This window comes from Nonomuraea sp. NPDC049400, from assembly GCF_044466425.1.
Taxonomy (GTDB): domain Bacteria; phylum Actinomycetota; class Actinomycetes; order Streptosporangiales; family Streptosporangiaceae; genus Nonomuraea.
Genome location: NZ_JBITMP010000028.1, coordinates 68,614 through 93,940 on the forward strand (window position 1 = coordinate 68,614; position 25,327 = coordinate 93,940).

Annotated in this window: 23 protein-coding genes; 15 read left to right on the plus strand and 8 right to left on the minus strand. The window is 70.7% G+C overall.

Annotated features, from left to right (window positions below; all coding sequences use genetic code 11):
* The first annotated feature begins 11 nt into the window (after positions 1–11).
* From ACIBVN_RS35830 to ACIBVN_RS35850, 5 genes are all read left to right on the plus strand, one after another.
* Positions 12–1,217 carry a serine/threonine-protein kinase gene (locus tag ACIBVN_RS35830; protein ID WP_397144166.1) on the plus strand — a complete coding sequence of 402 codons (1,206 nt, stop codon included), beginning with the start codon at positions 12–14 and terminating at the stop codon, positions 1,215–1,217.
* Between the two features lie 196 nt (positions 1,218–1,413).
* Positions 1,414–2,193, plus strand: coding sequence for an electron transfer flavoprotein subunit beta/FixA family protein (locus ACIBVN_RS35835; RefSeq protein ID WP_397144168.1), 780 nt, complete (start codon positions 1,414–1,416; stop codon positions 2,191–2,193).
* Positions 2,194–2,213: 20 nt separating this feature from the next.
* Positions 2,214–3,167, plus strand: coding sequence for an electron transfer flavoprotein subunit alpha/FixB family protein (locus tag ACIBVN_RS35840; RefSeq protein WP_349450796.1), 954 nt, complete (start codon positions 2,214–2,216; stop codon positions 3,165–3,167).
* 296 nt (positions 3,168–3,463) lie between these two features.
* Positions 3,464–3,718: a type II toxin-antitoxin system Phd/YefM family antitoxin gene (locus ACIBVN_RS35845; protein WP_397144171.1), complete on the plus strand. Its 255-nt coding sequence runs from the start codon at positions 3,464–3,466 to the stop codon at positions 3,716–3,718.
* On the plus strand, positions 3,712–4,107 hold the full coding sequence (locus ACIBVN_RS35850; protein WP_397144173.1) for a type II toxin-antitoxin system VapC family toxin: 396 nt from the start codon (positions 3,712–3,714) through the stop codon (positions 4,105–4,107). Before ACIBVN_RS35845 ends, ACIBVN_RS35850 begins: the two co-directional genes overlap by 7 nt.
* A 198-nt stretch (positions 4,108–4,305) precedes the next feature.
* Here ACIBVN_RS35850 and ACIBVN_RS35855 read toward each other — a convergent pair whose 3' ends face one another.
* The 3 genes from ACIBVN_RS35855 to ACIBVN_RS35865 all read right to left on the minus strand — a co-directional run bounded on the left by ACIBVN_RS35855 (position 4,306) and on the right by ACIBVN_RS35865 (position 6,939).
* Positions 4,306–4,731, minus strand: a complete 426-nt coding sequence (locus ACIBVN_RS35855) for a hypothetical protein (protein WP_397144175.1) — start codon at positions 4,729–4,731, stop codon at positions 4,306–4,308.
* A 119-nt stretch (positions 4,732–4,850) separates the two neighbouring features.
* Positions 4,851–6,044: an MFS transporter gene (locus ACIBVN_RS35860; RefSeq protein WP_397144177.1), complete on the minus strand. Its 1,194-nt coding sequence runs from the start codon at positions 6,042–6,044 to the stop codon at positions 4,851–4,853.
* A 382-nt stretch (positions 6,045–6,426) separates the two neighbouring features.
* A complete protein-coding gene (locus ACIBVN_RS35865; RefSeq protein WP_397144179.1) occupies positions 6,427–6,939 on the minus strand; it encodes a TetR/AcrR family transcriptional regulator in 513 nt (170 codons plus the stop codon).
* A gap of 54 nt (positions 6,940–6,993) precedes the next feature.
* Here ACIBVN_RS35865 and ACIBVN_RS35870 point away from each other — a divergent pair, with 54 nt between their 5' ends.
* Positions 6,994–8,181, plus strand: coding sequence for a cysteine desulfurase family protein (locus tag ACIBVN_RS35870; protein ID WP_397144181.1), 1,188 nt, complete (start codon positions 6,994–6,996; stop codon positions 8,179–8,181).
* A 134-nt stretch (positions 8,182–8,315) separates the two neighbouring features.
* On the opposite strand, the gene ACIBVN_RS35875 is transcribed toward ACIBVN_RS35870, so the two are convergent.
* Entirely contained in the window at positions 8,316–9,359 is a 1,044-nt protein-coding gene (locus ACIBVN_RS35875; protein WP_397144183.1) for a DUF695 domain-containing protein, read from the minus strand.
* A 67-nt stretch (positions 9,360–9,426) separates the two neighbouring features.
* Here ACIBVN_RS35875 and mnmA point away from each other — a divergent pair, with 67 nt between their 5' ends.
* Positions 9,427–10,485: a tRNA 2-thiouridine(34) synthase MnmA gene (mnmA, locus tag ACIBVN_RS35880; RefSeq protein ID WP_397144185.1), complete on the plus strand. Its 1,059-nt coding sequence runs from the start codon at positions 9,427–9,429 to the stop codon at positions 10,483–10,485.
* Here mnmA and ACIBVN_RS35885 read toward each other — a convergent pair.
* Positions 10,478–11,110 carry an MBL fold metallo-hydrolase gene (locus ACIBVN_RS35885; RefSeq protein ID WP_397144187.1) on the minus strand — a complete coding sequence of 211 codons (633 nt, stop codon included), beginning with the start codon at positions 11,108–11,110 and terminating at the stop codon, positions 10,478–10,480. The genes mnmA and ACIBVN_RS35885 overlap by 8 nt on opposite strands.
* 24 nt (positions 11,111–11,134) lie before the next feature.
* Here ACIBVN_RS35885 and ACIBVN_RS35890 point away from each other — a divergent pair, with 24 nt between their 5' ends.
* The 8 genes from ACIBVN_RS35890 to ACIBVN_RS35925 all read left to right on the plus strand — a co-directional run bounded on the left by ACIBVN_RS35890 (position 11,135) and on the right by ACIBVN_RS35925 (position 22,331).
* The gene (locus ACIBVN_RS35890; protein ID WP_397144189.1) at positions 11,135–12,127 is read left to right on the plus strand and encodes a methionine synthase; all 993 of its coding nucleotides are present in this window, start codon (positions 11,135–11,137) and stop codon (positions 12,125–12,127) included.
* 14 nt (positions 12,128–12,141) lie between these two features.
* On the plus strand, positions 12,142–12,552 hold the full coding sequence (locus tag ACIBVN_RS35895; RefSeq protein ID WP_397144191.1) for a hypothetical protein: 411 nt from the start codon (positions 12,142–12,144) through the stop codon (positions 12,550–12,552).
* 62 nt (positions 12,553–12,614) lie between these two features.
* Positions 12,615–14,807, plus strand: a complete 2,193-nt coding sequence (gene ligA, locus ACIBVN_RS35900) for an NAD-dependent DNA ligase LigA (RefSeq protein WP_397144293.1) — start codon at positions 12,615–12,617, stop codon at positions 14,805–14,807.
* Positions 14,808–15,370: 563 nt separating this feature from the next.
* Positions 15,371–17,443: a putative bifunctional diguanylate cyclase/phosphodiesterase gene (locus tag ACIBVN_RS35905; protein WP_397144193.1), complete on the plus strand. Its 2,073-nt coding sequence runs from the start codon at positions 15,371–15,373 to the stop codon at positions 17,441–17,443.
* Between the two features lie 131 nt (positions 17,444–17,574).
* Entirely contained in the window at positions 17,575–17,874 is a 300-nt protein-coding gene (gatC, locus tag ACIBVN_RS35910; protein ID WP_344991736.1) for an Asp-tRNA(Asn)/Glu-tRNA(Gln) amidotransferase subunit GatC, read from the plus strand.
* Positions 17,871–19,361: an Asp-tRNA(Asn)/Glu-tRNA(Gln) amidotransferase subunit GatA gene (gene gatA, locus ACIBVN_RS35915; protein WP_397144195.1), complete on the plus strand. Its 1,491-nt coding sequence runs from the start codon at positions 17,871–17,873 to the stop codon at positions 19,359–19,361. Before gatC ends, gatA begins: the two co-directional genes overlap by 4 nt.
* Positions 19,362–19,363: 2 nt before the next feature.
* A complete protein-coding gene (gene gatB / locus ACIBVN_RS35920; protein ID WP_397144295.1) occupies positions 19,364–20,851 on the plus strand; it encodes an Asp-tRNA(Asn)/Glu-tRNA(Gln) amidotransferase subunit GatB in 1,488 nt (495 codons plus the stop codon).
* A gap of 139 nt (positions 20,852–20,990) precedes the next feature.
* Positions 20,991–22,331, plus strand: a complete 1,341-nt coding sequence (locus tag ACIBVN_RS35925) for an MFS transporter (protein ID WP_397144197.1) — start codon at positions 20,991–20,993, stop codon at positions 22,329–22,331.
* Here ACIBVN_RS35925 and ACIBVN_RS35930 read toward each other — a convergent pair.
* The 3 genes from ACIBVN_RS35930 to ACIBVN_RS35940 are packed head-to-tail and all read right to left on the minus strand — an operon-like array spanning position 22,315 to position 25,280.
* The gene (locus ACIBVN_RS35930) at positions 22,315–23,823 is read right to left on the minus strand and encodes a tripartite tricarboxylate transporter permease (protein ID WP_397144199.1); all 1,509 of its coding nucleotides are present in this window, start codon (positions 23,821–23,823) and stop codon (positions 22,315–22,317) included. The genes ACIBVN_RS35925 and ACIBVN_RS35930 overlap by 17 nt on opposite strands.
* On the minus strand, positions 23,824–24,309 hold the full coding sequence (locus ACIBVN_RS35935) for a tripartite tricarboxylate transporter TctB family protein (protein WP_397144201.1): 486 nt from the start codon (positions 24,307–24,309) through the stop codon (positions 23,824–23,826).
* A complete protein-coding gene (locus tag ACIBVN_RS35940; RefSeq protein ID WP_397144203.1) occupies positions 24,309–25,280 on the minus strand; it encodes a Bug family tripartite tricarboxylate transporter substrate binding protein in 972 nt (323 codons plus the stop codon). Before ACIBVN_RS35940 ends, ACIBVN_RS35935 begins: the two co-directional genes overlap by 1 nt.
* Between the last annotated feature and the right edge of the window lie 47 nt (positions 25,281–25,327).

The window sequence follows — 25,327 nt, forward strand, 5'->3', positions numbered from 1 at the left end:
GAGATGAGGGTATGAGCGAGCGCCTCGGCCCATATGAGCTCCTTTCCCGGCTCGGGGCGGGCGGGTTCGGCGAGGTGCACCTCGCGCTCGACGCCGAGGGCCGAACGGTCGCGGTCAAGGTGCTCCACCCTCACGTCGCCGCCGACGGCGGGGCCCTGGCCCGGCTGGGGCGCGAGGTGGAGACCATGCGCAGGGTCGGCGGGCCGCACGTGGCGGAGGTGCTCGACGCCTCGCTGGAGGGCGCCAGACCCTACCTCGTGACCCGCTACGTCCAGGGCCGCCCGCTCAGCGCCGTGCCCGTGCCCGTCGCCGACCTGCGCACGCTGGCCTCCGGTCTGGCCGACGCGCTGCTCGCCATGCACGAGGCCGGGGTGGTGCACCGCGATCTCAAACCGGCCAACGTGATGATGGCCGAGGGCGAGCCCGTGGTCATCGACTTCGGCATCGCCAGCGCGCTCGACTCGTTGTCGGTCACGGCCTCCGGCGCGGTGGTGGGCACGCCCGGCTACCTGGCCCCCGAGGTGCTGGAGGGCAAGAGCGCGGGCATGGAGGCCGACGTGTTCTCCTTAGGGGCGACACTGGCCTACGCGGCGACCGGGCGGCAGCCGTACGGGCGGGGGCCCGCCTCCGCGGTCGCGTACCGGGTGGTGCATCACCCGCCCGATCTGGAGGGCGTTCCAGAGTGGCTGGCGCCGCTGTTACGTGAGTGCCTGGCCACCGACCCGTCCGCGCGGCCGACGGCCGCGCAGCTCTGTGCCAGGCTCGGTGTCGAGCCCGTCTCCCACGTACGCGAGGTCCCGCCCCGAGAGGTGCGGGCCGCCGACGACATGGCCACCAGGGAGTGGCGGCCGGGCAAGGAGCGGCATCGCAGGTCGGTGGAGGAGTCGAGGGCCAGACACCGGGAGAAGGTACGCAGACGCTGGCTGATCGGCTCAGGGCTGTTCGTGTCGCTGCTGGCCGCCGCCGCCCGCGAGCCGCTGCCCGAGGTTGCGCTGTTCCTGCTGGCGGCGTACGCGCTGGCCGTGGTGTCCGACGCCGGGGTGGCGCTGTTCTCGCACAGCCCCTACCGGCGCAGCCGGTTGATCGCCGACCTGGCCAGTGTGGCGGGCGCCGTGGGGCTGTGCTTCGGACTGGCGGCGATGGTCAGCACGTTCACGCTGGTGCTGTTCGCCGGCACGGCGCTGGTGGTGGGGGTCGTCTTCTTGCTGTCAGCCTAGACCGAACAAAGTTCTGTATAGTTGGTACCTGTAGGTTTGCGGTTAAGCTACTCATGGGTAACATGACTCGCGGAAAACTGAGGCACACCCTCTGTCGGTGGCCCGACGGGCACCTGGCAGTCTGGACAGCATTGCATTCGGCGTCCATCGCAACGAGGCGGTGGCGCACGCGAACACGGGAGGTCGGCCGCCGGCCATGAACATCGTCGTCTGCGTGAAGCAGGTCCCCGACACTGCGACCGAGCGCAAGCTGCGGTCCGATGACAAGACGCTCGACCGCGACGCCGCCGACGGCGTGGTCAACGAGCTTGACGAGTACGCGGTCGAAGAAGCGCTGCGGCTCAAGGAGGCCCACGGTGGTGAGGTGACCGTGCTCACCATGGGGCCCGGCAAGGCCACCGAGACCATCCGCAAGGCGCTGGCCATGGGAGCCGACAAGGCCGTCCACCTCAGCGACGACGCGCTGCACGGCTCCGACGCGCTGTCCACCTCGTACGCGATGGCGCAGGTGCTCAAGAAGATCGGGTTCGACCTGGTCGTCCTGGGCTCGGAGTCCACCGACGCGCGCACCGGCGTGCTGGCCGCGATGCTGGCCGAGCGCCTCGGCGCGCCGCAGCTCACGCTGGCCAACAAGGTCGACGTCGACGGCGCCTCGATCACGATCCAGCGCATCACCGACTACGGCTACGACAAGGTCGAGGCCACGCTGCCGGCCGTCGTCTCCGTGGTCGAGAAGATCAACGAGCCGCGTTACCCCTCGTTCAAGGGCATCATGGCCGCCAAGAAGAAGCCGGTCGAGACGCTGGCCATCGGCGACGCGTCCATCGACGCCGCCCACGTGGGTCTGGCCGCCGCGTGGTCCTCGGTCGTCGACTTCGCCGCCGCCACGCCGCGCGCGGCCGGCACGATCGTCAAGGATGAGGGCGACGGTGGCACGAAGGCCGCCGAATTCCTCGCGTCCAAGAAGTTCATCTGAGAACGGGAGTATTTACAGAAATGTCGGAGATTCTCGTTCTCGTCGAGCAGGTCGAAGGCGAGGTCAAGAAGGTCACGCTCGAGCTGCTGACCCTGGCCCGCGCGCTCGGCACCCCCGCCGCCGTCTGGGCGGGCCCCGGCATCACGCCGGAGGCCAAGGCCAGGCTGGCCGAGTACGGCGCTGAGAAGATCTACGTCGCGCCGTCGAGTGACATCGTGGAGTACGTGGTCGCGCCCAAGGCCGAACTGCTCGCCCAGCTCGTGGCCGACAAGTCGCCGGCCGCCGTGCTCGTGGCCGCCACGCCCGAGGGCAAGGAGACCGCCGGCCGCCTCGCCATCAAGACCGACTCCGGGGTCATCACCGACGCCGTGGGCCTGGGCGAGGGCTTCGTGGCCGACCAGTCCATCTTCGGCGGCGGCGTCAACGTGCAGTCCAAGGTGAGCAAGGGCACGCCGATCGTGGCCGTACGCCCCAACTCGACCACCCCGGAGCCCTCAGCCGGGGCCGGGACCGAGGAGGAGGTGTCGGTCACGCTGTCCGACGCCGCCAAGGCGGCCCGCGTGGTCGAGCGGGTCAAGCAGGAGAAGGGCGCCCGTCCCGAGCTGACGGAGGCCGCGATCGTGGTCTCCGGCGGGCGCGGCGTCGGCTCGGCCGAGAACTTCTCGATCATCGAGCAGCTGGCCGACTCCCTCGGCGCCGCCGTGGGCGCCTCACGCGCCGCCACGGACGCCGGGTGGTATCCGCACCAGTTCCAGGTGGGGCAGACGGGGAAGACCGTGTCGCCGCAGCTGTACATCGCGGCGGGGATCTCCGGCGCCATCCAGCACCGGGCCGGCATGCAGACCGCCAAGACGATCGTGGCGATCAACAAGGACCCGGAGGCGCCGATCTTCGAGCTGGCCGACTATGGCGTGGTGGGCGACCTGCACCAGGTGGTGCCGCAGCTCACCGAGGAGGTCAACAAGCGCAAGTAGGGGGCAAGTGGGCCCCAGGGGCAACGGCACGGTCTTCGCTGGACAGCGCTTCGCGCATAGAGCTCAGGCTGTGACATCGGGGGGCGCGGCCCCCCGAACCCCCAGCTCAAAGGCGCGGTCCCTCGCGACGAGGCGCTTCGCGCCAGAGGTTCGGGCTGTGACTTTGGGGGGGCGCGGCCCCCCAAACCCCCACCCAAAGCCGCGTCGCCGATCCGTCGGCCGATTGCGTTCGCGAGGGGCACGCGAAGAGAGGGAAGGCGTTGCTACGCTTGTAGCAAGTCGCCTACAGTTGTGGTATGACCGCAATTCCTGCCCGAGAACTGCGCAACAACACCGCTGAGGTGCTGCGGCGCGTTGAATCCGGCGAGGAGATTGAAGTTCTCCGAGACAATCGACCAGTTGCGAAGATCATTCCAATCTCTCGTCGTCGTCGCTGGATTTCCGCAGTGGAAATCGGCACCGAACTGACCCGTCTCGGCGTCGACACGACCGGCTTGGCGGACGAACTACGGGAGACTCTCGTCGAGACGACGGACGATTTGCCGTGGTAGAGCGCAAGCGCGCATTGGCTGACACGTCAATCTTCATCGGATTGGAAGCAGAGCGCTTCGACGCCAGTCGGTTCGCGGACTATGCGTGGGGCGTGTCGGTGGTGACGCTCGGTGAGCTCAGGCTCGGGGTGCTCCAGGCTCGCGATCCCGACACGTCCGCCCGCCGACTCACCACTTATCAACTCGCCGGACGCTTCGAGCCGATCGCGATCGACGAGGCCGTCTCCGACGCGTGGGCCTTGCTGGTTTCCCGGCTACGAGCCGCCGGACGCAAGGCGCCCATCAACGACAGCTGGATCGCCGCCACAGCCATCGCACACCAGGTTCCTGTCGTCACGCAGGGCTCGGACTATGACGAGATGCCAGGCGTCGAGGTCATCAAGCTGTGACATTGGGGCGGCCTCCAACCCCCGCTAAAGCCGCTTCGCCGGTTCGTCGGGCGACTACCCGCTGAAGCAGACCGTCTCGGGGCCTTGGCGCAGGTCTTCGACCTGTATTCAGTTGAGTGGCTTGCCGACCAGAGACGCCTGCCAGCCGACCTGTGCGTAAGCGATCACGCCGCCTTCGACGACTCCGATGCCCACACCTCACGCCCGCAGCACGGTGACCTGCCGCCCCGCCGGGGTGTGGGCCTGATCGAACCGGACCCGCTCCTCGATCGGCGACGCATCAGGACGGCGATCGAAGATCACCAGGTAGCCGGTGTCGAGATCAAGCCGGTCCAGATAGCGGTCGAGCTGAGTGAGCCCCTCGTCCACCGGATCCCGCTGATCAGGCCGCCACACCTTGAGCTCCATGGCCTCCCGCTGCACCTGCCCCTCGCCGTACGGCCAGCGCAGGTAGACATCCAGCCGTCCGGTGCCCGCGGCATACTCCCTGTCGAGGAAGCCGCCGCCGTTGACGATCCGGTGCAGGTAGGCCATGAGGATGATCTGGCACGCGGCCTCGTGGTAGGCGGTGCCACGGACCAGCGTCTCGCCGTGCTGCTTCCAGAAGGCGGTGAACTCGCGCAACAGCTTGAGCGGGTCCAGACGGCCGTCGGGGAGGACGAAAGATCGCGAATCGTCCCGGACGATGGCTTCCGTACGGGCCGGATCGGCGCACCGGGGATGACGGCTGACAGAGACGAATGTCAGGCCGGGACCTTCATGGGCTCGCGTTCGACGGCCGGAGCCGGGGCGATCGCGGTGGGCTCCCTGCGCGGGAGGAGCCGGGAGGCGAGGGCGATCAGCGCGCCGAGTACGACCCCGATGCCGAGCGCGGTACGCAGCGAGGTGGCGTCCGACAGGAAGCCGATCACCACGGGGCCGAGCAGCAGACCGGTGTACCCCATGGCTCCTGCCTGGGCGATCGCCGGTCCTGGCGTGTCGGTCGCGGTGCCCGCCAGCGACAGTGTCAGCGGCGAGATCGTCGCCACGCCGAGCCCGACGAAGAACATCGTGAACACCGCCACCGACGCCGCCGGCGCGAGCAGCACCACCGCGAAGAACCCCGCCGTCGCCACCCCCGACACGGTCAGCATGCCGCGGACGCCGAACCTCGTGCGCAACCGGTCACCGGTGAGCCTGGCGACCAGCATGCCCACCTCGAACACCGGGTAGCCGAGGGCCGCAAGCGCTTCGGGGGCGCCCAGCTCGTTCCGCAGGTAGAGGCCGTTCCAGTCGGCAACGGTGCCCTCCACCATGAACGCGAAGAACATGATCGCGCCGAGCAGGTAGACGATCGGGGGCATGCGCCGGCGGGCCTCCGTCATGGTCCCCGTCGCCGGGGGCTCGGGCAGGTACGTACGGCCGAGCACCACCATGATGGGCAGCGAGACCAGCCCGATCAGCGCCACGTTGGCGGTGAACGGCAGCCCCACGGCGATCGCCAGACTGCCAAGCGCGCCCGCGGAGATGGCGCCTACGCACCAGCCCGCGTGCATGCCGTTCATCAGCGGCCGTCCGAACGCCCGCTCGACCGTGGAGCCCTGGGCGTTCATGGCCACGTCCACGGTGCCGAACGCCATGCCGAAGAAGGCGACGGCCACCAGGAGCAACGGGAGGTTCGGCGCGAACGCCACGGCCAGGAGGCCCAGCGCGGTGAGCGGTCCGCCGACCCGCAGCACGGCCCTGCTGCCCGCGCGGGCCATCACCTTTCGCATGGACTGCATGGTCACCAACGCGCCCAGGCCCCACACGAGCAGGATCGTGCCGACCGTCGACTCCGAGAGGCTCAGCTTGTCGGTCAACGCGGGGATGCGCACCGTCATGGTGCCCACCATCAGGCCGGCGAGCACGAACGTAAGGATCGCCCCGTAACGAGCACTCCTCAGGGCGCGGGTCATTAGTACACCTCACACAAAGTCATAGTTTTTCGCGATATTTCGCCCGCAAAGACCCGCTAGGTCGCCGCGTGGCACTGCCCCACTTCGCCGCACCCCCGAGGACCTGCACCCCCACAGTGGCGGAAGGGGGCGCGTCCACCGAGGCAGGAGGGCGCGCAGGGCCGCGTGCCCACGGTCGGGGCGGAAGGCGGAAGCAGAAGTCGGGAACCGGCGCTGGCCCAAGCCAGGCCGAGCGTCCGCCAGGCCGAGCCGCGTCCAGCCGAAGCCCGGCGCAGGCCGGACAGAGGGGGCCGGAACAGGACCAGGACAGGCGAGGGCCGGGCCGGTTGGCATGGGTCGGCTTGGCCGGAAGGCCGCCGAGCGCCGGGGCCGGGTGGGCCGGTTAGGAGGGGGGTTTGAGGAGGGTTTTCAGGCGGGACTCGAGGGCCTGGAGGTCGTTCTCCGTGTTCAGCTCCGGGTCGTGGCTGGCCACGTCCCAGAGCCCCTCACACGCCAGCCGTACGATCTGCGACGCCAGCGGATCCGGCTCCTCGTCCAGCTCCTCGCGATGCCAGCGGGCCATCGCGTCGCGCAGCGGCGCCAGCAGGAAGAGGTTGCCGGAAGCCCCCGTGACCACGGCCCATCGTCGCAGCCGTCCGGAGCGGACGGCGGCCAGCGTGGCGCCCAGGTAGCGCTCGGTGTAGGTCTCGCCGGGCTGCTCGGCCACGAGGTGGTCGAAGTCCTCGATCAGGCGCTCCACCATGCCCTTGATCAGGGCCTCTTTGGAGCCGTAGTGATAGAGGAGGCCGCCCTTGCTGACGCCCGCCCGGTCCGCCACGGCGGCCAGGGTGAGCGCGGCAGAGCCCTGGTCGCAGAGGAGATCCTCCGCCGCGTCCAAAAGCTCATCCCTTCGCATGTCCGTAACTGTACCGTCCGGACGGTACAGTTGCAAACGAGATACCCTGATCGGGTGACCAGACCGTCGGCCTATCTTGATCATGCGGCGACCACGCCCATGCTGCCCGAGGCGATCGAGGCCATGACGGAGCAGCTTCAGCGCGTCGGCAACGCATCCTCGCTGCATGCAGCGGGCCGCCGGACGCGCAGAGTGGTCGAGGAGTCACGCGAGACGATCGCCGACGCGCTCGGCGCGCGGCCCAGCGAGGTCGTGTTCACCTCGGGCGGCACCGAGGCCGACAACCTCGCGATCAAGGGGCTCTACTGGTCGCGCCGTCCGAGGCGGCGCATCCTGATCAGCTCCGTGGAGCACCACGCCGCGCTCGACCCCGCCCGGTGGCTGGCCGACAGCCAGGGCGCGGAGGTGGAGCTGCTCGACGTGGACGCGTACGGCCGGGTCCAGCCCGACACGCTGCGCGAGGCCATCGAGCGCGACCCCGGCGACGTGGCCATGGTCAGCATCATGTGGGCCAACAACGAGGTCGGCACGGTCCAGCCCGTTCACGTGCTGGCCGCGATCGCCCACGATCACGGCATCCCGTTCCACACCGACGCGGTCCAGGCGGTGGGGCAGCTGCCCGTGTCGTTCTCCGCCTCGGGGGCCGACGCGCTCACGATGACCGGACACAAGATCGGCGGCCCGATGGGGGTCGGCGCGCTGCTGCTGGCCAGGGGGCTGACGCCGGTCTCCGTGCAGCACGGCGGGGGGCAGGAGCGCGACGTGCGCTCGGGCACGCTCGACGCGCCCGCCATCGCGGGGCTGGCCGCCGCCGTCACCACGGCCGTCAAGGAGCAGGAGGCCCTGAGCCGCCGCCTGACGTCGCTGCGCGACGAGCTCATCCAGCGGGTACGCGAGGCCGTCCCCGACGTCGTGCTCAACGGCGACCCGGACCTGCGGGAGGCAGACCCTTCGCCGGCGCGGCTGCCCGGCAACGCCCACTTCTCCTTCCCCGGCTGCGAGGGAGACGCGCTGCTCATGCTGCTCGACGCCAAGGGCGTGGAGTGCTCGACGGGCTCGGCCTGCTCGGCGGGCGTGGCGCAGCCGTCCCACGTGCTGCTGGCCATGGGGGCCGACGCGGCGGCGGCGCGGGGCTCGCTCAGGTTCACGCTGGGGCACACCTCGACCCGCGACGACGTCGACCGCCTGATCGAGGTGCTGCCCGCCGCCGTCGAGCGCGCCCGCCGAGCCGGGCTCAGCTGACCACCGACGGGCCTCAGCCACGGGTCGACCGGCCTCAGCTGACCACCGACGGGCCTAGCTGACCACCGACCGGCCTCAGCCGCGGGACGAGCAGCCGGGCGAGCTCAGCTGGAGGCTCAGCAGACGGGCAGACCTCAGGTGAGGAAGGCCACCACGGCCGACCAGGCGGAGTCGGCGGCCACGTCCACCCGGGGCTCGCCCTCCTCCCAGCTCACGATCAGCTCCTTGGCATGGATCGCCGCGTCGCCGGTCGGGTCGGCGTACACGTGGATGATCCGGTGCCCCTCGGCGCTCATGTGCGCCGCGAGCACCGCGTCGTCGCGCAGCTTGAGCAGCCGCGCGGCCAGGCGCTCCTCGAAGTCGCGCAGCGCCGTCAGCGAGTCGCCGACCGGCAGGCCGTTCTCGTCGCGGTGCGCGTACGGCAGCGTGATCGCGATGTGCTGGTCGAACAGCGGATAGTCCACAGGACGCAGCGGATGGCGGGTCGTGGCGACGAGCGGCGCGCCGCTCGCCGTCTGCCCTTCGAGCAGCACCCACTCCTCCTCGGTGTAGCCCGAGGCCAGGTCGGCGACCACGGCGGGCAGGTGAGCGGCGGCCACCGAGTCGATCGGCTGGAACGTGGCGGGTGTGATCTCCCCGACCCACCTGGCCACGTCGTCCTCGCCGAGCAGCCAGTCGAGGGCCAGCAGCGTGGCCTCCATCCTGGTGTCCTCGTCGAGCTCGCCGAAGATCGGGTGGTAGGCGGCCACGTCCACGCGCGGCTGGTCCCTCGGCACCCGCAGCCCCAGCATCAGCTTGTCGAGCGCGAACTCGTAGCCGCCCACGTCGAGGGTGAGCTCCAGCGCCTGCGGATTGGCCTGCCGTGACGGATGGAACTCCCACAGCAGATCCAGCGGCGGCGCGGCCTTGGCCCAGCGGTGCGCGAGCGAGCGCAGCTCGGGATCGCCCGCCGCGGTCACCACTAGGGCGTGCGCGGCGTTCTTGCCGGGAGCCACCTCCCAGACCAGGCCTGGGTGGATCGCGGCGACCGCCGGGGCGAGCCGTTCCTCCAGCCCTTCGACCTCGCCCTCGGCGACCAGGGAGTCGAGCCCCGGCCTGGCCTCCTGCCACCACGCCCAGAACTCGGCGATCCCGTCGCCGGCCTCTTCCTCTGCGTCCTTGCGCCCGAACAGTCGCATGGGCTGAATACTCGCAGATACCGACCATGGTCGCGCACTCCCGTCAGGACAGTACGCTGGAATGGTCATGGGACTGCGTGTGCTTGCCGCCATGTCGGGCGGCGTCGACTCCGCCGTGGCCGCCGCTCGGATCGCCGAGGCCGGTCACGACGTCACTGGTGTGCACCTCGCGTTGTCGGCCAACCCCCAATCCCACCGCACGGGGGCGAGGGGCTGCTGCACGATCGAGGACTCGCGCGACGCGCGTCGCGCCGCCGACGTGATCGGCATCCCGTTCTACATCTGGGACATGGCCGAGCGCTTCCAGCGTGACGTGGTCGAGGACTTCGTGTCCGAGTACGCCGCGGGCCGCACGCCCAACCCGTGCCTGCGGTGCAACGAGAAGATCAAGTTCTCGGCGGTGCTCGATCGGGCGCTGGCCCTGGGCTTCGACGCGGTCGCCACCGGTCACCACGCCAAGCTGGTCGACGGGGTGTTGTCCAGGAGCGTCGACCAGGGCAAGGACCAGTCATACGTGCTGGGCGTGCTCACCCGCGAGCAGCTCAGCCACGCGATCTTCCCGCTGGGCGGCTCGACCAAGGCCGAGGTTCGCGAGGAGGCCGCCAGGCGTGGCCTGACCGTCGCCGACAAGCCCGACAGCCACGACATCTGCTTCATCGCCGACGGCGACACCCGCGGCTTCCTGGCCAAGCGCCTCGGCGCGGCCGAGGGGCCCATCGTCGACCAGAGCGGCGAGGTCGTCGGCAGCCACCAGGGCGCCCACGGCTTCACGATCGGTCAGCGCAAGGGCCTGCACATCGACCGCCCCGCCTCCGACGGCCGGCCCCGCTACGTGCTGTCGATCGAGCCGGTGTCCAACACGGTCACGGTCGGCCCGCGTTCCGCGCTCGAGGTCACCTCGATCACGTGCGGCAGCCCGGTGTGGAACGGCCCGTCCACGGTCGAGGATCTGACCGTGCAGCTCCGGGCGCATGGAGAGGTGTACGGGTGCCGTTTCGAGGAGGCCGGCGGCGGCCTCCGCATCGAGCTCGACCGCCCGGCCACCGGAGTGGCGGCGGGCCAGGCGGCGGTGCTCTACTCCGGCGACACGGTGATCGGGTCGGCGACGATCGTCTCCGCTAGCTGAGCGTGGCGGACTCGCCGACCGCCAGCCGGCGGAAGTCGGCGCTCTGCGTTTCCGACTCCGCCTTCAGCCAGTTGTCCACCAGGCCCAGGCCGACGTCGTTGTACAAGCCGTCATGGGTGGAGAACGCCCTTCCCGGGCGGACCGTGCGGAGATACTCCACCATGTCCCCCAGCTTCAGCCACGGCCCGCCGGTCGGGACCAGCAGGGTGGGCACCTCCACGCCCGGGACCGTCAGCGCGTCACCCGGGTAGAAGATCTCATCGTCGATGAGGAAGCCGACGTTCTGGACGACGGGCACGTCGGGATGGTTCTTGGCGTGCCACTCGCCGAAGGCCCGCACGCGGAAACCGGCCGTCTCGAACGCGTCGCCGTGCCGTACCACCTGGACCTTCCCCGGCACGTCCGTCAGCTCCGCGGCCACGCCCTCGCAGGTGTAGATCTCCAGGGCGGGCGAGGCGGCCTTCAGCTTGTCGACGTCCACGTGGTCCCAGTGCTCGTGGGTGATCAGGACCGCGTCGGCTCCGTCGAGCACCGGGCTCTCGGTGAACGTCCCGGGGTCGATGACCAGGACCTTGCCGTTCTTCTCCACGCGTACGCATGCGTGATCGTATTTCGTCAGCTCCACCCGGCAGAGCCTACGCTTGTGCTCATGTCTACGTGGGAAGCAACCGGGGTCGGGTCGCATCCGGGCGAGGATCATCTCGAGGCGATCAGGGTCGTGTTCGGCGAGGTGCCGGGGCTGCCGTACCTCCCCGAGCTGCCGGCCAGGGGCGTCGGCGCCGACATGATCGGCAGGACGGCCGGGATGCTCGTCGAGCTGCCCGTCGAGGTGCAGCCCTCCGGGTGGCGGCTGACCGATCGGCCGGGGCGCGACCACCAGCGGGCCGTCGACCATCTCCGGCGGGACCTCGACGGGCTCGAGGAGGTCGGGCACGACTACTCGGGGCCGCTCAAGCTGCAGGTCTGCGGGCCGTGGACGCTGGCCGGGTCGATCGAGCTGAAACACGGGGACAAGGTGCTCTCGGATGCGGGGGCCGTACGCGATCTGATCGCCTCGCTGGCGCAGGGGGTGGCCGACCACTGCGCCGAGGTGCGGCGGCGGCTGCCCGGGGTGACGGAGATCGTGCTGCAGCTCGACGAGCCCGGGCTGCCCGGGGTGCTGGCCGGGACCGTGCCGACCGCCTCGGGGTTCGGGCGGCTCGCCGCCGTCGAGGAGTGGCGGGTGGAGGAGTCGCTGCGGTCCTTCGACAGCCCGATCGTGCACTGCTGCGCGCCGTCCGTGCCTTTCGACGTGCTGCGCAGGGCCGGGGTGCGGGGAGTGTCGGTGGACGCCTCGCTGCTGCGGCGCAGGGACGAGGACGCCGTCGGGGAGTGCGTCGAGGCGGGACTGGCGTTCTTCCTGGGGGTCGTGCCCGGCACGGACGCCCGGTTGCCGGACGTCGGGGTGGTCGCCAAGCCGGCGCTGGACCTGTGGCGGCGGCTCGGGTTCGCGCCCGATCGGCTGGCCGGGCAGGTCGTGCTGACTCCCTCCTGCGGGCTGGCAGGGGCGTCGCCACGGTACGCCCGTGCGGCGCTCGCGGCCTGCCGGAAGGCGGCCCAGGTGCTCAGGGACGACCCCGCAAGCGGGATGCAAGGCGGCTGAGTAGCCTCCGGTTCATGATTCTTCGCACTGTGGCGGTGGCCGCCGCCGTCCTCGTCGCGTCCGCCACGCCCGCCCTCGCCTCCGCCAACCCGGAGGTGTGGAGCTGGGGGTCGATCTACTCGGCCGACCGGGCGGGCAAGGCCAAGGGGAAGGTGGTGCACGACCGGCCGGGGTTCGTGGTCAGCGGGAAGCTGTACGACTTCCCGGGGCGTGCGGGGTGCTCGTGGGTGAAGTTCCGGTGGGTCAAGGAGTCGGGCGGCAAGGGGTACAAGACGTACCACAACTGCTCGGGGACGAAGCCGCTGGAGTTCTCGTTCGAGGCCGGATACATGCTGTCCATCGAGGGCAAGGTCTGCCGCGGCACTGCCAAGACGGTCACCGGCAAGTGCTCGACCTGGGAAGGGGTCTGGGCACAGGGCGGGTGAGGAGGTGTTCTTGTCGGTGCCCGGCGGTAGCGTTTGGTCAGGGTGTTGGACGAGAGGAGACCCTGGTGACTGAGCCTGGCGCCGAGGTGGAGGGCGTTCCCGTGACCGCGCTCAAGCGGCATGCCGAGCTGAGCGAGCTGGTCGAGGACGCTCGCTGGCGCTACTACGTGCTCGACCAGCCCACGGTTAGCGACGCCGAGTTCGACGAGTGGTTCAGGGAGCTGCTGGCGCTGGAGGAGGCGCATCCGACGCTCCAGACGCCCGACTCGCCCACACAGAAGGTGGGCGCGCCGGTGTCGGGCGACTTCGCCAAGGTGCAGCACCTCAACCGGATGGAGAGCCTCGACAACGCCTTCAACGAGGCCGACATGGCCGCCTGGATGCAGCGGGCCGAGCGGCTGGCCGAGGGCGACCCGGGGCCCTACCTCTGCGAGCTGAAGATCGACGGGCTGGCGATCGCGCTGGTCTACCGCGACGGCAAGCTGGAGCGGGGCGCGACCCGTGGCGACGGGCGCACGGGCGACGACGTGACGGCCAACGTCCGCACGATCAAGGGAGTCCCCCACCGGCTCAAGGGTGACGACATCCCCAGCCTGGTCGAGGTGCGCGGCGAGGTCTACATCCCCGTCGAGGACTTCAAGAAGCTCAACGAGCAGCTCGTCGAGCAGGGCAAGCCGCCGTTCGCCAACCCGCGCAACTCCGCGGCGGGCACGCTGCGGCAGAAGGACCCGCGCATCACGGCCCAGCGGCCACTGCGGATGCTGGTGCACGGCATCGGCATCTGGGAGGGCTCGCCCGTGCCGAAGGCGCAGTCCGAGGTCTACGACCGGCTGCGGGAGTTCGGGCTGCCGGTCAGCGATCTCTACAAGGTGCTGCCCGGGCTGACCGAGATCAACGAGTTCATCGAGCACTACCGCGTGCACCGGCACGATCCCGCGTACGAGATCGACGGGGTGGTCGTGAAGGTCGACGACTTCCGCACGCAGCGGGAGCTGGGCTCCACGTCGCGGGCGCCGCGATGGGCGATCGCGTACAAGTACCCGCCGGAAGAGGTCAACACCAAGCTGCTCGACATCCAGGTGGGGGTCGGGCGCACGGGGCGGGTGACGCCGTACGCGGTGATGGAGCCCGTGTCGGTGTCGGGCTCGACCGTCGAGCGGGCCACCCTCCACAACGCCGCCATCGTGGTCAAGAAGGGCGTGCTCATCGGCGACACCGTGGTGCTGCGCAAGGCGGGCGACGTCATCCCGGAGATCGTCGGGCCGGTGGCGGCGCTGCGCGACGGGTCGGAGCGCGAGTTCGTCATGCCGACCCACTGCCCCGAGTGCGGCACCGAGCTGGCGTACGAGAAGGAGGGCGACGCCGACCTGCGCTGCCCCAACGCGCGCAGCTGCCCCGCCCAGATCCGCGAGCGCATCTTCTTCGCGGCCGGACGGCGCGCCCTCGACATCGACGGGCTCGGCTACGTCGCGGCCACCGCGCTCACCCAGCCGCTGCCGCCCCAGGAGCCCGTGGTGCGCACCGAGGCCGACCTGTTCGACCTGACCCTGGAGCAGCTGCTGCCCATCAAGTCGGTGGTGCGCGACCAGGACACCGGCCTGCCCAAGATCGATCCCAAGACGGGGGAGCAGAAGGTCGTCACCTTCTTCTCCAACATCGACGGCAAGCCCAGCCAGAATGCGCTGCAGCTCATGGAGGAGCTGGAGCGGGCCAAGCAGGTGCCGCTCGCGCAGCTGCTGGTCGCCCTGTCCATCCGCCACATCGGCCCGCCCACCGCCCGGGCGCTGGCCGACGAGATGCGCTCGATCGAGCGCATCATGAACGCCTCGGAGGAGGAGCTGGCCGCCGTCGAGGGCATCGGGCCCCGGGTGGCGGCGACGATCCGGGAGTGGTTCTCCGTCGACTGGCACCGCGAGATCATCGAACGGTGGCGGGCCGCCGGAGTGCGGATGGAGGACGAGCCCGCGCCGGAGAAGGGGCCGCAGACCCTCGCGGGGCTGACGTTCGTGGTGACGGGCACGCTGGAGGGCTACACCCGCGACTCGGCCTCCGACGCGCTCACCAGCCGGGGCGGGAAGGTGTCGGGGTCGGTGTCCAAGAAGACCTCGTTCCTGGTGGCGGGGGAGAACGCGGGGTCGAAGTACGACAAGGCGGTGAGCCTCGGGGTGCCGATCCTGGACGGGGGCGGGTTCGAGCTCCTCCTGAAGGAAGGCCCGGAGGCGGCGGCCGCGGCCGCGATCGCCCCGGAGGCCTAGCCGGCGGCCGCCCACGCGGGCGGCCGTGACTCCCTTCTCGGCGCTGGGGTGCGGTGCTCGCACGTGGCGCAGGCCCCGTGCGGCATGGCGAGTGGCACACTCGCGCATCGGCACGCCGCACATCGCGTGGCGCATTCGCACATGGCACACCGGCGCCGGGGTCCGCCACGCCACATCCCGCCGGTGCGGCGCTTCAAGGAGACGCGCCACCGTGCCGACACCAGGTGCGATGTGCCTGGCCCGCCGATTCCGCGTGCGTGACGTGCCGCGTTCCACGTGCCGCGTTCCACGTGCCGCGTTCCACGTGCCGCGTTCCACGTGCCGCGTTCCACGGGCCGTGTGGCACGCGCCGTGTGCCATGCCCGACTGCGCGAGATGCCGGGTGCCACGCCGTCTCGATGCAGCGGCGGCGGGGTGTGCCGGGAGTGTGTGCGGTTTGCTACCGAGGGTGGTTTCTGGGTATATGTCGGAAAGGAGAAGTGACGGAACGTACGCGCTTGGTTTCGCGAAGTGGGGTGAAGGTCGTACCCTCCCATAGTGACCTAATGGGGGTTCTGTTACCGATGACTGGCCCAACCGACACCCGCGACACCGGACCACGCGTCGGCACGCCGCTGTGGGCGTTCCTCGCGGGCATAACCGTGATCGGCTTTACCGCGCTCGTGGTGGCCATGCTCAGGCTGGACGCCGGCGGACTGCTGGAGCTGGCCCGCACGTCGCTGTTCTGGGTGCTGGCGGTGCTGGTGATCCTTGGTGAGCTGAGGCCCGTGATGGTGTCCTCCGCCACCGCCGTGGGCGGCACGTACCCGTCGACCATGTTCACCTTTGCCGTGCTGCTGCACTTCGGGCTGCCCGTCGCGGTGCTGATGCAGGCCGTCGCCGTCGCCATGAACGGGGTGGTGACGCGTAAGTCGTGGCATCGGGTCATGTTCAACATCGCGCAGTCGACCCTCGCGCTCACCGCGGCGGCCGTGGTGCTGGGGCTGTTCGGCATCGTGCCGAGCCCGGCGGCGCCATGGGTGCCGGGCGGCGGAGATCTGGCGGCGATCGCGCTGGCCGGGGTCGCGTACTTCGCCACCAGGGCCACCCTCGTGTGCGGCGCGGTCGCGCTGCACGAGAGGCGCTCGATCGCGCGGGTGCTCAAGGTCACGGTCGGCCCGCAGGCCCTCGTGTACGTCGGGCTCCTCGGCCTGGCGCCCCTGGTCGTCGTGGTCATGGAGCACTCGCCTGGGCTGGTGCCCCTGTTCGTCGCTCCCCTCACGGCCGTCTACTTCACCGCCACGCTCTCGATGCGCCGTGACCACCAGGCCCTGCACGACGAGCTGACCGGCCTGCCCAACCGCAAGATGCTCATCGTCAGCACGGAGGAGGCGCTGGCCGAGGCCAGGCAGGACGAGCGGGTCGGCCTGTTCCTGCTCGACCTCGACCGGTTCAAGGAGGTCAACGACACGATGGGGCATCCGGTGGGCGACCGGTTGCTGCAGATGGTCGCGCACAGGCTCACCCATTCGGTACGGCCGGGCGACGTCGTGGCGCGGCTGGGCGGCGACGAGTTCGCCGTGCTGCTGCCCTCGATCAGGGACGCCCACGCGGCCAGGGAGGTCGCGGCGCGGCTGCGCGCGGCGCTGACCGAGCCGGTCCGGTTGGAGGGCATGACCTTCGACGTGGACGGCTCCGTCGGGATCGCGCTCTATCCTGACCACGCCCCCGATTTCGAGCTGCTCCTGCAACGGGCCGACGTGGCCATGTACCTGGCGAAGGAGGGTCGTACCGGCGTAGAGCTCTACCAGCCCGACAAGGACCGCAACTCGCCGGAACGCCTCAACCTCCTCGGCGACCTGCGCCGCGCCATCGACAACCGTGAGCTCCGCCTGCACTACCAGCCCAAGGTCAGCCTGGAGACCGGCGCCGTCCAGGGAGTCGAGGCCCTGCTGCGCTGGCACCACCCGGTGCACGGGTCGATCGCGCCGTCGGAGTTCGTCCCGCTGGCCGAGCAGTCGTACCTGATGCGGCCGCTCACGGCGCATGTCATCGAGGCGGCGCTCGAGCAGGCCGCCCGCTGGTGGCACGCGGGGATGCGGGTGCCGATCTCCGTCAACATCTCGGCCCGCGACCTGCTCGACTCGGCCCTGCCTGAGCGGCTGGAGGAGGGCCTGGCCGAGCACGGGCTGCCGCCCGGGGCCATCCAGCTGGAGGTGAAGGAGCGCATCCTGACGGGCGACCAGGCCTACACCCAGGAGACCATCAAGGCCCTGGCCACGCTGGGCGTGCCGTTGGCGCTCGACGACTTCGGCACCGGCTACTCCTCGCTCATCAGGCTCCAGCGCCTGGCGGTGTCCGAAGTCAAGATCGACGCCTCGTTCGTCCGCCGGATCGCCGAGTCGGAGGACGACGACCGGATCGTCCGCTCGATCGTGGACCTGGTCCGCTCGCTCGGGCTGCGCTCGGTCGCGGAGGGCGTGGAGTCGGACGAGGTGGCGATGCGGCTGGCGGAGATGGGCTGCGACATGGGGCAGGGGTGGCTGTTCGGCCGGCCCATGCCCGCCGCCGACGCGACGGTCTGGCTCAGGGAGCACGCGGGGGCGGGCCCCGGGATCGAGTACAGCTACCGGCCCGAGGTCAGCCGCTCCGCCTGACCCGGTGAGCCGCCATTCAGCGCGGCCGCTGACGAACGGGCGGGTTACTGGTTCGGGCGTGCTACGTCAAGGCCCCTAGGATGGCAGTGTCCACCAAGAACACTCCATCCACGAAACGGGTTAAACGACTCATGTCCGCCATAACCCGCGACGAGGTCGCACACCTGGCCCGGTTGTCCAGGCTGGCGCTCACCGACGACGAGCTCGACCACTACGCCACCCAGCTCGATGCCATCATCGAAGCGGTCGCGAAGGTTGCCGAGGTCGCCGCCGAGGACGTGCCGCCGTCGTCGCACGCGCTTCCGCTGACCAATGTCTTCCGTGCCGACGAGGTGCGACAGTCCCTGACGCCCGACCAGGCGCTCTCCGGCGCGCCCGCCGTCGAGGACGACCGCTTCCGGGTGCCGCGCATCCTCGGGGAGGAGGCATGAGCCTTATCCGTAAGACCGCCGCCGAGCTGGGATCGATGATCGCCGGCGGCGAGGTGTCGGCCGTCGAGGTGGCCGAGGCGCACCTCGACCGCATGGCCGAGGTGGAGCCCAAGATCCAGGCGTTCCTCCACGTCGATCGCGAGACGACGCTGGAGCAGGCGCGGGCCGTCGACGCCAGGCTGCGGGCGGGCGAGAAGCTCGGGCCGCTGGCCGGCGTGCCGATCGCGCACAAGGACATCTTCGCCACGCGCGACATGCCGACGACCGCCGCGTCCAAGATCCTCGAGGGCTGGCGCCCGCCGTACGACGCGACCGTCACCGCGCGGCTGCGCGAGGCGGGGCTGGTCTTCCTCGGCAAGACGAACCTGGACGAGTTCGCCATGGGCTCCTCCACGGAAAACTCGGCCTACCAGATGACCCGCAACCCGTGGGACCTGTCCAAGGTGCCAGGCGGCTCGTCGGGCGGCTCCAGCGCCGCCGTGGCCGCGTACGAGGCGCCGCTGTCCACGGGCACCGACACGGGCGGCTCGATCCGCCAGCCGGCCGCGGTGACCGGGATCGTGGGGATGAAGCCGACGTACGGTGGCTCGTCCCGTTACGGGCTCATCGCGTTCGCCAGCTCGCTCGACACCCCGGGCCCGTTCGCGCGTAACGTGCTCGACGCGGCGCTGCTGCACGAGGCGTTCTCCGGGCACGACCCGATGGACTCCACCTCGGTCGACGCGCCCGTGCCGAGCGTGGTCGAGGCCGCGAAAAACCCCGACATCGCCGGCATGCGGATCGGCGTCGTCAAGGAGTTCGCCGGCGAGGGCTACCAGCCCGGCGTGCTGGCCCGCTACCACGAGGCCGTCCAGCTCCTCGAGTCGCTCGGGGCCAAGGTCGTCGAGGTCTCCTGCCCGTCGTTCACGACCGCGCTGCCCGCCTACTACCTGATCGCGCCGTCGGAGTGCTCGTCCAACCTGGCTCGCTTCGACGCCATGCGCTACGGCCTGCGCGTCGGTGACGACGGCACCCGCAGCGCCGAGGAGGTCATGGCGCTGACCAGGGCCGCCGGGTTCGGTCCCGAGGTCAAGCGGCGCATCATGCTCGGCACGTACGCGCTGTCGAGCGGCTACTACGACGCCTACTACGGCCAGGCGCAGAAGGTGCGCACGGTCATCTCCCGCGAGTTCGAGGCCGCCTACCAGCAGGTGGACGTGCTGGTGTCGCCGACCACGCCGACCACGGCGTTCGCGATCGGCGAGCGTGCCGACGACCCGATCGCGATGTACCTCGCCGACCTGTGCACCATCCCGTCCAACCTGGCCGGCAACGCGGCCATGTCGGTGCCGGTCGGCCTGGCCGACGAGGACAACCTGCCGGTCGGCCTGCAGATCATGGCGCCGGTCCTGGCCGACGACCGCTGCTACCGCGTCGGCGCCGCCGTCGAGAAGGCCCTGGAGAGCCGCTGGGGCGGCCCGCTGCTGAAGGAGGCCCCGTCGCTATGACCATGGTCTATGACGAAGCGCTCGACCGGTTCGAGCCGGTGCTCGGCCTGGAGACGCACGTCGAGCTGGGCACCAGGTCGAAGATGTTCTGCGGCTGCAAGACCACCTTCGGCGCTCCGCCCAACACGCAGGTCTGCCCGACCTGCCTGGCGTTCCCCGGATCGCTGCCGGTGGCCAACGCCCAGGCCATCGAGTCGACCATCCGCATCGGCCTGGCGCTGAACTGCTCGATCGCCGAGTGGTGCCGCTTCGCCCGGAAAAACTACTTCTATCCGGACATGCCGAAGAACTACCAGATCTCGCAGTACGACGAGCCGCTCTGCGTCGACGGCTACGTCGACGTCGAGATCGACGGCAAGACCGTGCGGATCGAGATCGAGCGGGTGCACCTGGAGGAGGACACCGGCAAGTCCACCCACGTGGGCGGCGCGACCGGGCGCATCCACGGGGCCGACTACTCGATCGTCGACTACAACCGCGCCGGCATCCCGCTGGTCGAGATCGTGACCAAGCCCATCCCCGGCACCGACCGGCTCGCGCCCGAGGTGGCCAAGGCGTACGTCACCGAGCTGCGCGAGATCATGCGCTCGCTCGGCGTCTCCGACGTGCGCATGGAGGAGGGCTCGCTGCGCTGCGACGTCAACGTGTCGCTCATGCCGCGGGGCTCGTCCGAGTGGGGCACCCGTACGGAGACCAAGAACGTCAACTCGCTGCGCAGCGTCGAGCGGGCCGTGCGGAGCGAGATCGAGCGGCAGGCCGGCATCCTGGCCGACGGCGGGAAGATCGTTCAGGAGACCCGGCACTTCCACGAGGACACCGGCACCACCACGTCCGGTCGGTCCAAGGAGGAGGCGCAGGACTACCGCTACTTCCCCGAGCCCGACCTGGTGCCGATCGCGCCCGACCCGGCGTGGGTGGCCGAGCTGAAGGCGGCGCTGCCCGAGCTGCCGTCGGTCAAGCGCAAGCGGCTGCAGGCCGAGTGGGGGCTGTCCGACCTCGACATGGAGGCCATGCACAACGCCGACGCCATCGACCTGGTCGAGGCCACGGTCGCGGCGGGCGCCCCGGCGGCGGACGCGCGCAAGTGGTGGATGGGCGAGCTGGCCAGGCGTGCCAACGAGGCCGGCACCCCGCTGGCCGACCTGCCCATCACCCCGGCCCAGATCGCCAGGGTGACCGAGCTGGTGGCCTCGGGCGCGCTCAACGACAAGCTGGCGCGCGAGGTGCTCGAAGGCGTGCTGGCCGGTGAGGGCACGCCCGACGAGGTGGTCGAGAAGCGCGGGCTGCAGATCGTCAGCGACGAGGGCGAGCTGCTGGCGATCATCGACCAGGTCCTGGCCGCCAACGCCGACGCGGCCGAGAAGGTCAGGTCCGGCAAGATCGCGGCGGCGGGCGCCCTGGTGGGCGGCGTCATGAGGGCCAGCAAGGGCAAGGCCGACGCGGCCCGTGCCCGCCAGCTGATCCTGGAGAAGCTGGGCGTCTCCGAGTAGTCGCTGTTGTACCAGGAAGGCCTCGCCGCCATGGGTGGCGGGGCCTTCGTGCTGCTGGACGGTCCTAGGTCCAATTGCCGGTGCCGATGTAGGACTCCCGCTGGATGTGGGGAGAGCCGGGCCGCCGTAGGTTCGCCGGGTGACGCGGAAAGCATTGACGGCGGGCCTGGTGGCCATGGTGTCGCTGGTGGCCTTCGAGTACATGGCGGTCGCGATCGCCATGCCGGTCGTGGCCAAGGAGCTCGGCGGGCTGGAGCTGTACGGGTTGGCGTTCAGCGGCGCGATGGCCGCCAGCGTGATCGGGACCGTGCTCGGCGGCCGGTGGGCCGACGTGCGCGGCCCTCTGGCGCCCCTGTGGACCGGCGTCGCGGGCTTCGTCGGCGGGCTGACGGTGGCCGGGCTGGCGCCGAGCATGGAGGTGCTGATCGCCGGACGGTTCCTGCAGGGGTTCGGCGGCGCGCTGGTCAGCGTGGCGATGTACGTGGTGGTGGCCCGGGTCTATCCCGAGAACCTGCATCCCAAGATCTTCTCATTGTTCGCGACCGCGTGGGTGGTGCCCTCCATGGTGGGGCCGGCCATCGTGGGCGTGGTCACCGACACGCTCGGCTGGCGCTGGGTGTTCCTGCTGGTGCCCATCATGACCGTGGCCGGCGGCCTGGTGCTGCTGCGCGGACTGGCCGGGCAGCCGGTGAGCGGCGGGCAGGCCGAGCCCGCGCCAGGGCTGCCGGGCAAGGTCGCCTGGGCGGCCGTGACCGCCGTCGGGGCGGGGCTCATGCAGTACGGCAGCGACGGGCGCCTCCCCCTCCTGGTCGCGGGCCTGGTCGTGCTGGTCGTGGCCCTGCCCAGGCTGCTTCCCGCCGGCACCCTGCGGGCCGCCCGCGGGCTGCCTGCCGTGGTCGGGCTGCGTGGCCTGGCCGCCGGCGCGTTCTTCGCGGCCGAGGTGATGGTGCCGCTCATGCTGATCGAAGAGCGCGGCCTGTCCGCGCTCGCGGCCGGGTTCGCCATCATGGGCGGCTCCCTGACCTGGTCGTTCGCGTCGTGGTTGCAGGGACGCGAGACCTTCAGCCAGCTGACGAACCTGCGGCTCGGCTCGGCCGCGATCGCGCTCGGCATCCTGCTCATGGGCGCGGTGACGTTCACCGCGGTGCCGCTGGCGCTGGCGTACCCGGCGTGGATCATCACGGGGTTCGGGATCGGACTGGTGTACCCGACGCTGTCGGTCCTCACGCTGGAGCTGTCGGCGCCCGGCGAGCAGGGGAAGAACAGCTCGGCGCTGCAGGTGGGCGAGTCGGTGTTCTCGGTGGTGGCGGTGGCCGTCACCGGCGCGTTGTTCGCGGCCGCCGGGTCGGGCTACTGGGCGGTGTTCGCCGCCACGCTCGTCATGGCGCTCGCCGGGCTGGCGATCGCCCCTCGGGCGGTGAAGAGCGGTTCCGCCGTGCCGGCGGAACCGTCTCCAACGCCGCTCACTCGACAGGCGTGACCGCGCGCCGCCGGACCGACAGCTTCCTGAACACCGGCGCGAGCAGGGCCAGGAAGGCCAGCACCAGCAGCGCCACCGCCACAGGGCTCTTCACCAGCACCGTCACGTCGCCCGCCCCGATGGCCAGCGCCCTGCGGAGCTGGATCTCGGCCATCGGACCCAGGATCATGCCGATCACCGCCGGGGCCACCGGAAGGCCGAAGCGGCGCATGGCGTAGCCCAGGAGGCCCAGGACGTACAGGACGACGAGGTCGACCACGGTGCCGTTCAGGGCGTAGACGCCGAGGGCGGCGAACAGGACGATCCCGGCGTACAGGTACGGGCGCTCGATACGCAGGACGCGGGCCCACAGGGGCGCCAGGGGCAGGTTGAGCACCAGCAGCATCGCGTTGCCGATGAACAGCGACGCGATCATGCCCCACACCAGCGCCGGGTTGTGGTCGAACAGCTGCGGTCCGGGCTGGAGCCCGTACTGCTGGAAGGCGGCCAGCAGGATCGCGGCCGTCGCCGACGTGGGCAGGCCGAGCGTGAGCAGCGGGACCAGGGTGCCCGCCGCCGAGGCGTTGTTGGCCGCCTCGGGCCCGGCCACGCCCTCGATGGCGCCCTTGCCGAACTCCTCCTTGGCGACCCCGCGCGCCAGCCGCTGCTCGGCCGCGTACGACAGGAACGTGGGGATCTCCGCCCCGCCGCCGGGCAGCGCGCCGAACGGGAAGCCCAGCGCGGTGCCGCGCAGCCACGGCAGCCACGAGCGCCGCCAGTCGGCCCGCCCCATCCAGGCCCGGCCGACCGGCACCACCTCGGGCGGCGCGTGACGCAGCCGCGAGGCCACGTAGAGTGCCTCGCCGAGCGCGAAGAGGCCGACCGCGACGATCACCACGTCGATGCCGTCGAGCAGCTGCGGGATGCCCAGCGTGAGCCGTGCCTGCCCGGTCTGCTGGTCGATGCCGACGAGCCCGATCACCAGCCCGAGCCCCAGGGAGGCCAGGCCGCGCACGACCGAGCGGGACAACACGGACGACACGGCGGTGAAGGCCAGGATCGCCAGCGCGAAGTAGTCCTCAGGGCCGAACGAGATCGCGAAGCTCACCACCGCCGGCGCGGCCACGACCAGCAGCGCCGTGGCGATCGTGCCCGCCACGAACGACCCGATGGCCGCCGTGGCCAGCGCCTGCGCCGCCCGCCCGCGCCGGGCCATCTTGTTGCCCTCCAGCGCCGTGATCATCGAGGAGGACTCGCCGGGCGTGTTGAGCAGGATGGAGGTGGTCGAGCCGCCGTACATGCCGCCGTAGTAGATGCCGGCGAACATGATGAACGCGCTGGCCGGCGGCACCGTGAACGTGATCGGCAGCAGCAGCGCCACGGTCATCGCGGGCCCGATGCCGGGCAGCACGCCGACCAGGGTGCCGAGCGTGACGCCGACGAGCGCGTACAGGAGGTTGACGGGGGTGAGCGCGGCGGCGAAGCCGTCGATCAGGAGCTGCAGCGACTCCACCTAGATCACCCCCGCCAGCGGCCCGCCCGGCAGGGACACGCCGAGGCCCTTGACGAACAGCAGGTACGTGGCGAGTCCCATGATCACCGAGACCACGGCCGCGCGCCGCTTGTGCTCGGCGCCCAGCGCCACCGACAGGCCGAAGAACAGCAGGCTCGCGCCGATGATCCAGCCGACCACGTTCAGGAGCGCCGCGAACGCCAGGAAGATCCCGCTGACCAGCCCGACGCTCCGCCAGTCCGCGGGGGCGTCGACGTCCACGTCCTCGCTCTCCTCTGGATCACCGTGGCCGCCGCGGATGACGTCTGCCACGTAGAGCAGGCCGATGAGCACCATGGCGCCGCCCACCAGCATGGGGAAGAAGCGCGGGCCGATGCCGAGCTGGGAGGCCGCGGCTGAGACGTCGAGCGTTCCGACCACGACGAACACGCCCAGCACCAGCACCACGACCGCCAGCCCGAGCTCGGGCCGCCACCAGCGAGCCATCAGGAAACGAGCCCCATCTCGGCGATGATGCCCTTGACCCGGGTCTGCTCGGAGTTCAGGAAGTCGGTGAACTGCTGGCCGGTCTGGAACGAGTCGATCCAGCCGTTCTTGGCCACCGCGTCCTTCCACGGCTGCGAGTCGTGCATCTTGGTGACCAGGTCGGTCAGGGCCTTCTTGTCGGCGTCGGAGAGGCCGCCGGGGGCGACGAAGCCGCGCCAGTTGGACAGCTCGACGTTCAGGCCGCCCTCCTTCAGCGTGGGCGCGTCCAGGCCGGAGATCCGCTGGCCGGAGGTCACGCCGAGGGCGCGCAGCTTGCCCGACTTGACGTGCTCGGCGAACTCGCCCACGCCCGAGATGCCCGCGCTGACCTTGTTGCCGAGCAGCTCGTTGAGCGCCTCGCCGCCGCCCGAGTGGGCGATGTAGTTGACCTGCTTGGGGTCCACGCCCGCGGCCTTGGCCATCAGGCCGGCCACGATGTGGTCGGTGCCGCCCGCGGAGCCGCCCGAGATCGACACCTTCTTGGGGTCGGCCTTCCAGGCCGCCACCAGGTCAGCCAGCGTCTTGTACGGGGACGCGGCCGGGACCACGACGATCTCGTACTCCTCGGTCAGCTTGGCGATGGGCGTGGTCTCGGCCAGCGTGACCTTGGACTTGTTCTGCTCGATGGCGCCGACCATGACCAGGCCCATGGTCATCAGCAGGTTGCCGTTGCCCTTCTCGCCGGCGAGCTGCGCCAGGCCGATCGTGCCGCCCGCGCCGGGCACGTTGAACACCTCGACCTTGCGCTTGGAGTCGGCGGCCTTGATCGCCTGCTCGGCGATGCGGGAGGTCTGGTCCCAGCCGCCGCCGGGCGCGGCCGGAGCCATGATCCGCAACGAGCCGCTGGCGGAGGTGCCAGTGCCGGACTCGCCGCAGCCGGTCAGCGCGGCGAGGGAGAGTGCCGCGAGAGCGGCGAGTACGCGCAAGCGCATGATCACTCCAGGGGGTGTTTCGCGGTTGTAAATCCGGGGTTAAGACT

What these genes read in the sequence shown, in the direction of transcription:
- ACIBVN_RS35830 (WP_397144166.1), top strand. Translation starts at nt 12, where the DNA reads ATGAGCGAGCGCCTCGGCCCATATGAGCTCCTTTCCCGGCTCGGGGCG.
- ACIBVN_RS35835 (WP_397144168.1), top strand. Translation starts at nt 1,414, where the DNA reads ATGAACATCGTCGTCTGCGTGAAGCAGGTCCCCGACACTGCGACCGAG.
- ACIBVN_RS35840 (WP_349450796.1), top strand. Translation starts at nt 2,214, where the DNA reads ATGTCGGAGATTCTCGTTCTCGTCGAGCAGGTCGAAGGCGAGGTCAAG.
- ACIBVN_RS35845 (WP_397144171.1), top strand. Translation starts at nt 3,464, where the DNA reads ATGACCGCAATTCCTGCCCGAGAACTGCGCAACAACACCGCTGAGGTG.
- ACIBVN_RS35860 (WP_397144177.1), bottom strand. Translation starts at nt 6,044, where the DNA reads ATGACCCGCGCCCTGAGGAGTGCTCGTTACGGGGCGATCCTTACGTTC.
- ACIBVN_RS35865 (WP_397144179.1), bottom strand. Translation starts at nt 6,939, where the DNA reads ATGCGAAGGGATGAGCTTTTGGACGCGGCGGAGGATCTCCTCTGCGAC.
- ACIBVN_RS35875 (WP_397144183.1), bottom strand. Translation starts at nt 9,359, where the DNA reads ATGCGACTGTTCGGGCGCAAGGACGCAGAGGAAGAGGCCGGCGACGGG.
- mnmA (WP_397144185.1), top strand. Translation starts at nt 9,427, where the DNA reads ATGGGACTGCGTGTGCTTGCCGCCATGTCGGGCGGCGTCGACTCCGCC.
- ACIBVN_RS35890 (WP_397144189.1), top strand. Translation starts at nt 11,135, where the DNA reads ATGTCTACGTGGGAAGCAACCGGGGTCGGGTCGCATCCGGGCGAGGAT.
- ACIBVN_RS35895 (WP_397144191.1), top strand. Translation starts at nt 12,142, where the DNA reads ATGATTCTTCGCACTGTGGCGGTGGCCGCCGCCGTCCTCGTCGCGTCC.
- ACIBVN_RS35905 (WP_397144193.1), top strand. Translation starts at nt 15,371, where the DNA reads ATGACTGGCCCAACCGACACCCGCGACACCGGACCACGCGTCGGCACG.
- gatC (WP_344991736.1), top strand. Translation starts at nt 17,575, where the DNA reads ATGTCCGCCATAACCCGCGACGAGGTCGCACACCTGGCCCGGTTGTCC.
- gatA (WP_397144195.1), top strand. Translation starts at nt 17,871, where the DNA reads ATGAGCCTTATCCGTAAGACCGCCGCCGAGCTGGGATCGATGATCGCC.
- gatB (WP_397144295.1), top strand. Translation starts at nt 19,364, where the DNA reads ATGGTCTATGACGAAGCGCTCGACCGGTTCGAGCCGGTGCTCGGCCTG.
- ACIBVN_RS35935 (WP_397144201.1), bottom strand. Translation starts at nt 24,309, where the DNA reads ATGGCTCGCTGGTGGCGGCCCGAGCTCGGGCTGGCGGTCGTGGTGCTG.
- ACIBVN_RS35940 (WP_397144203.1), bottom strand. Translation starts at nt 25,280, where the DNA reads ATGCGCTTGCGCGTACTCGCCGCTCTCGCGGCACTCTCCCTCGCCGCG.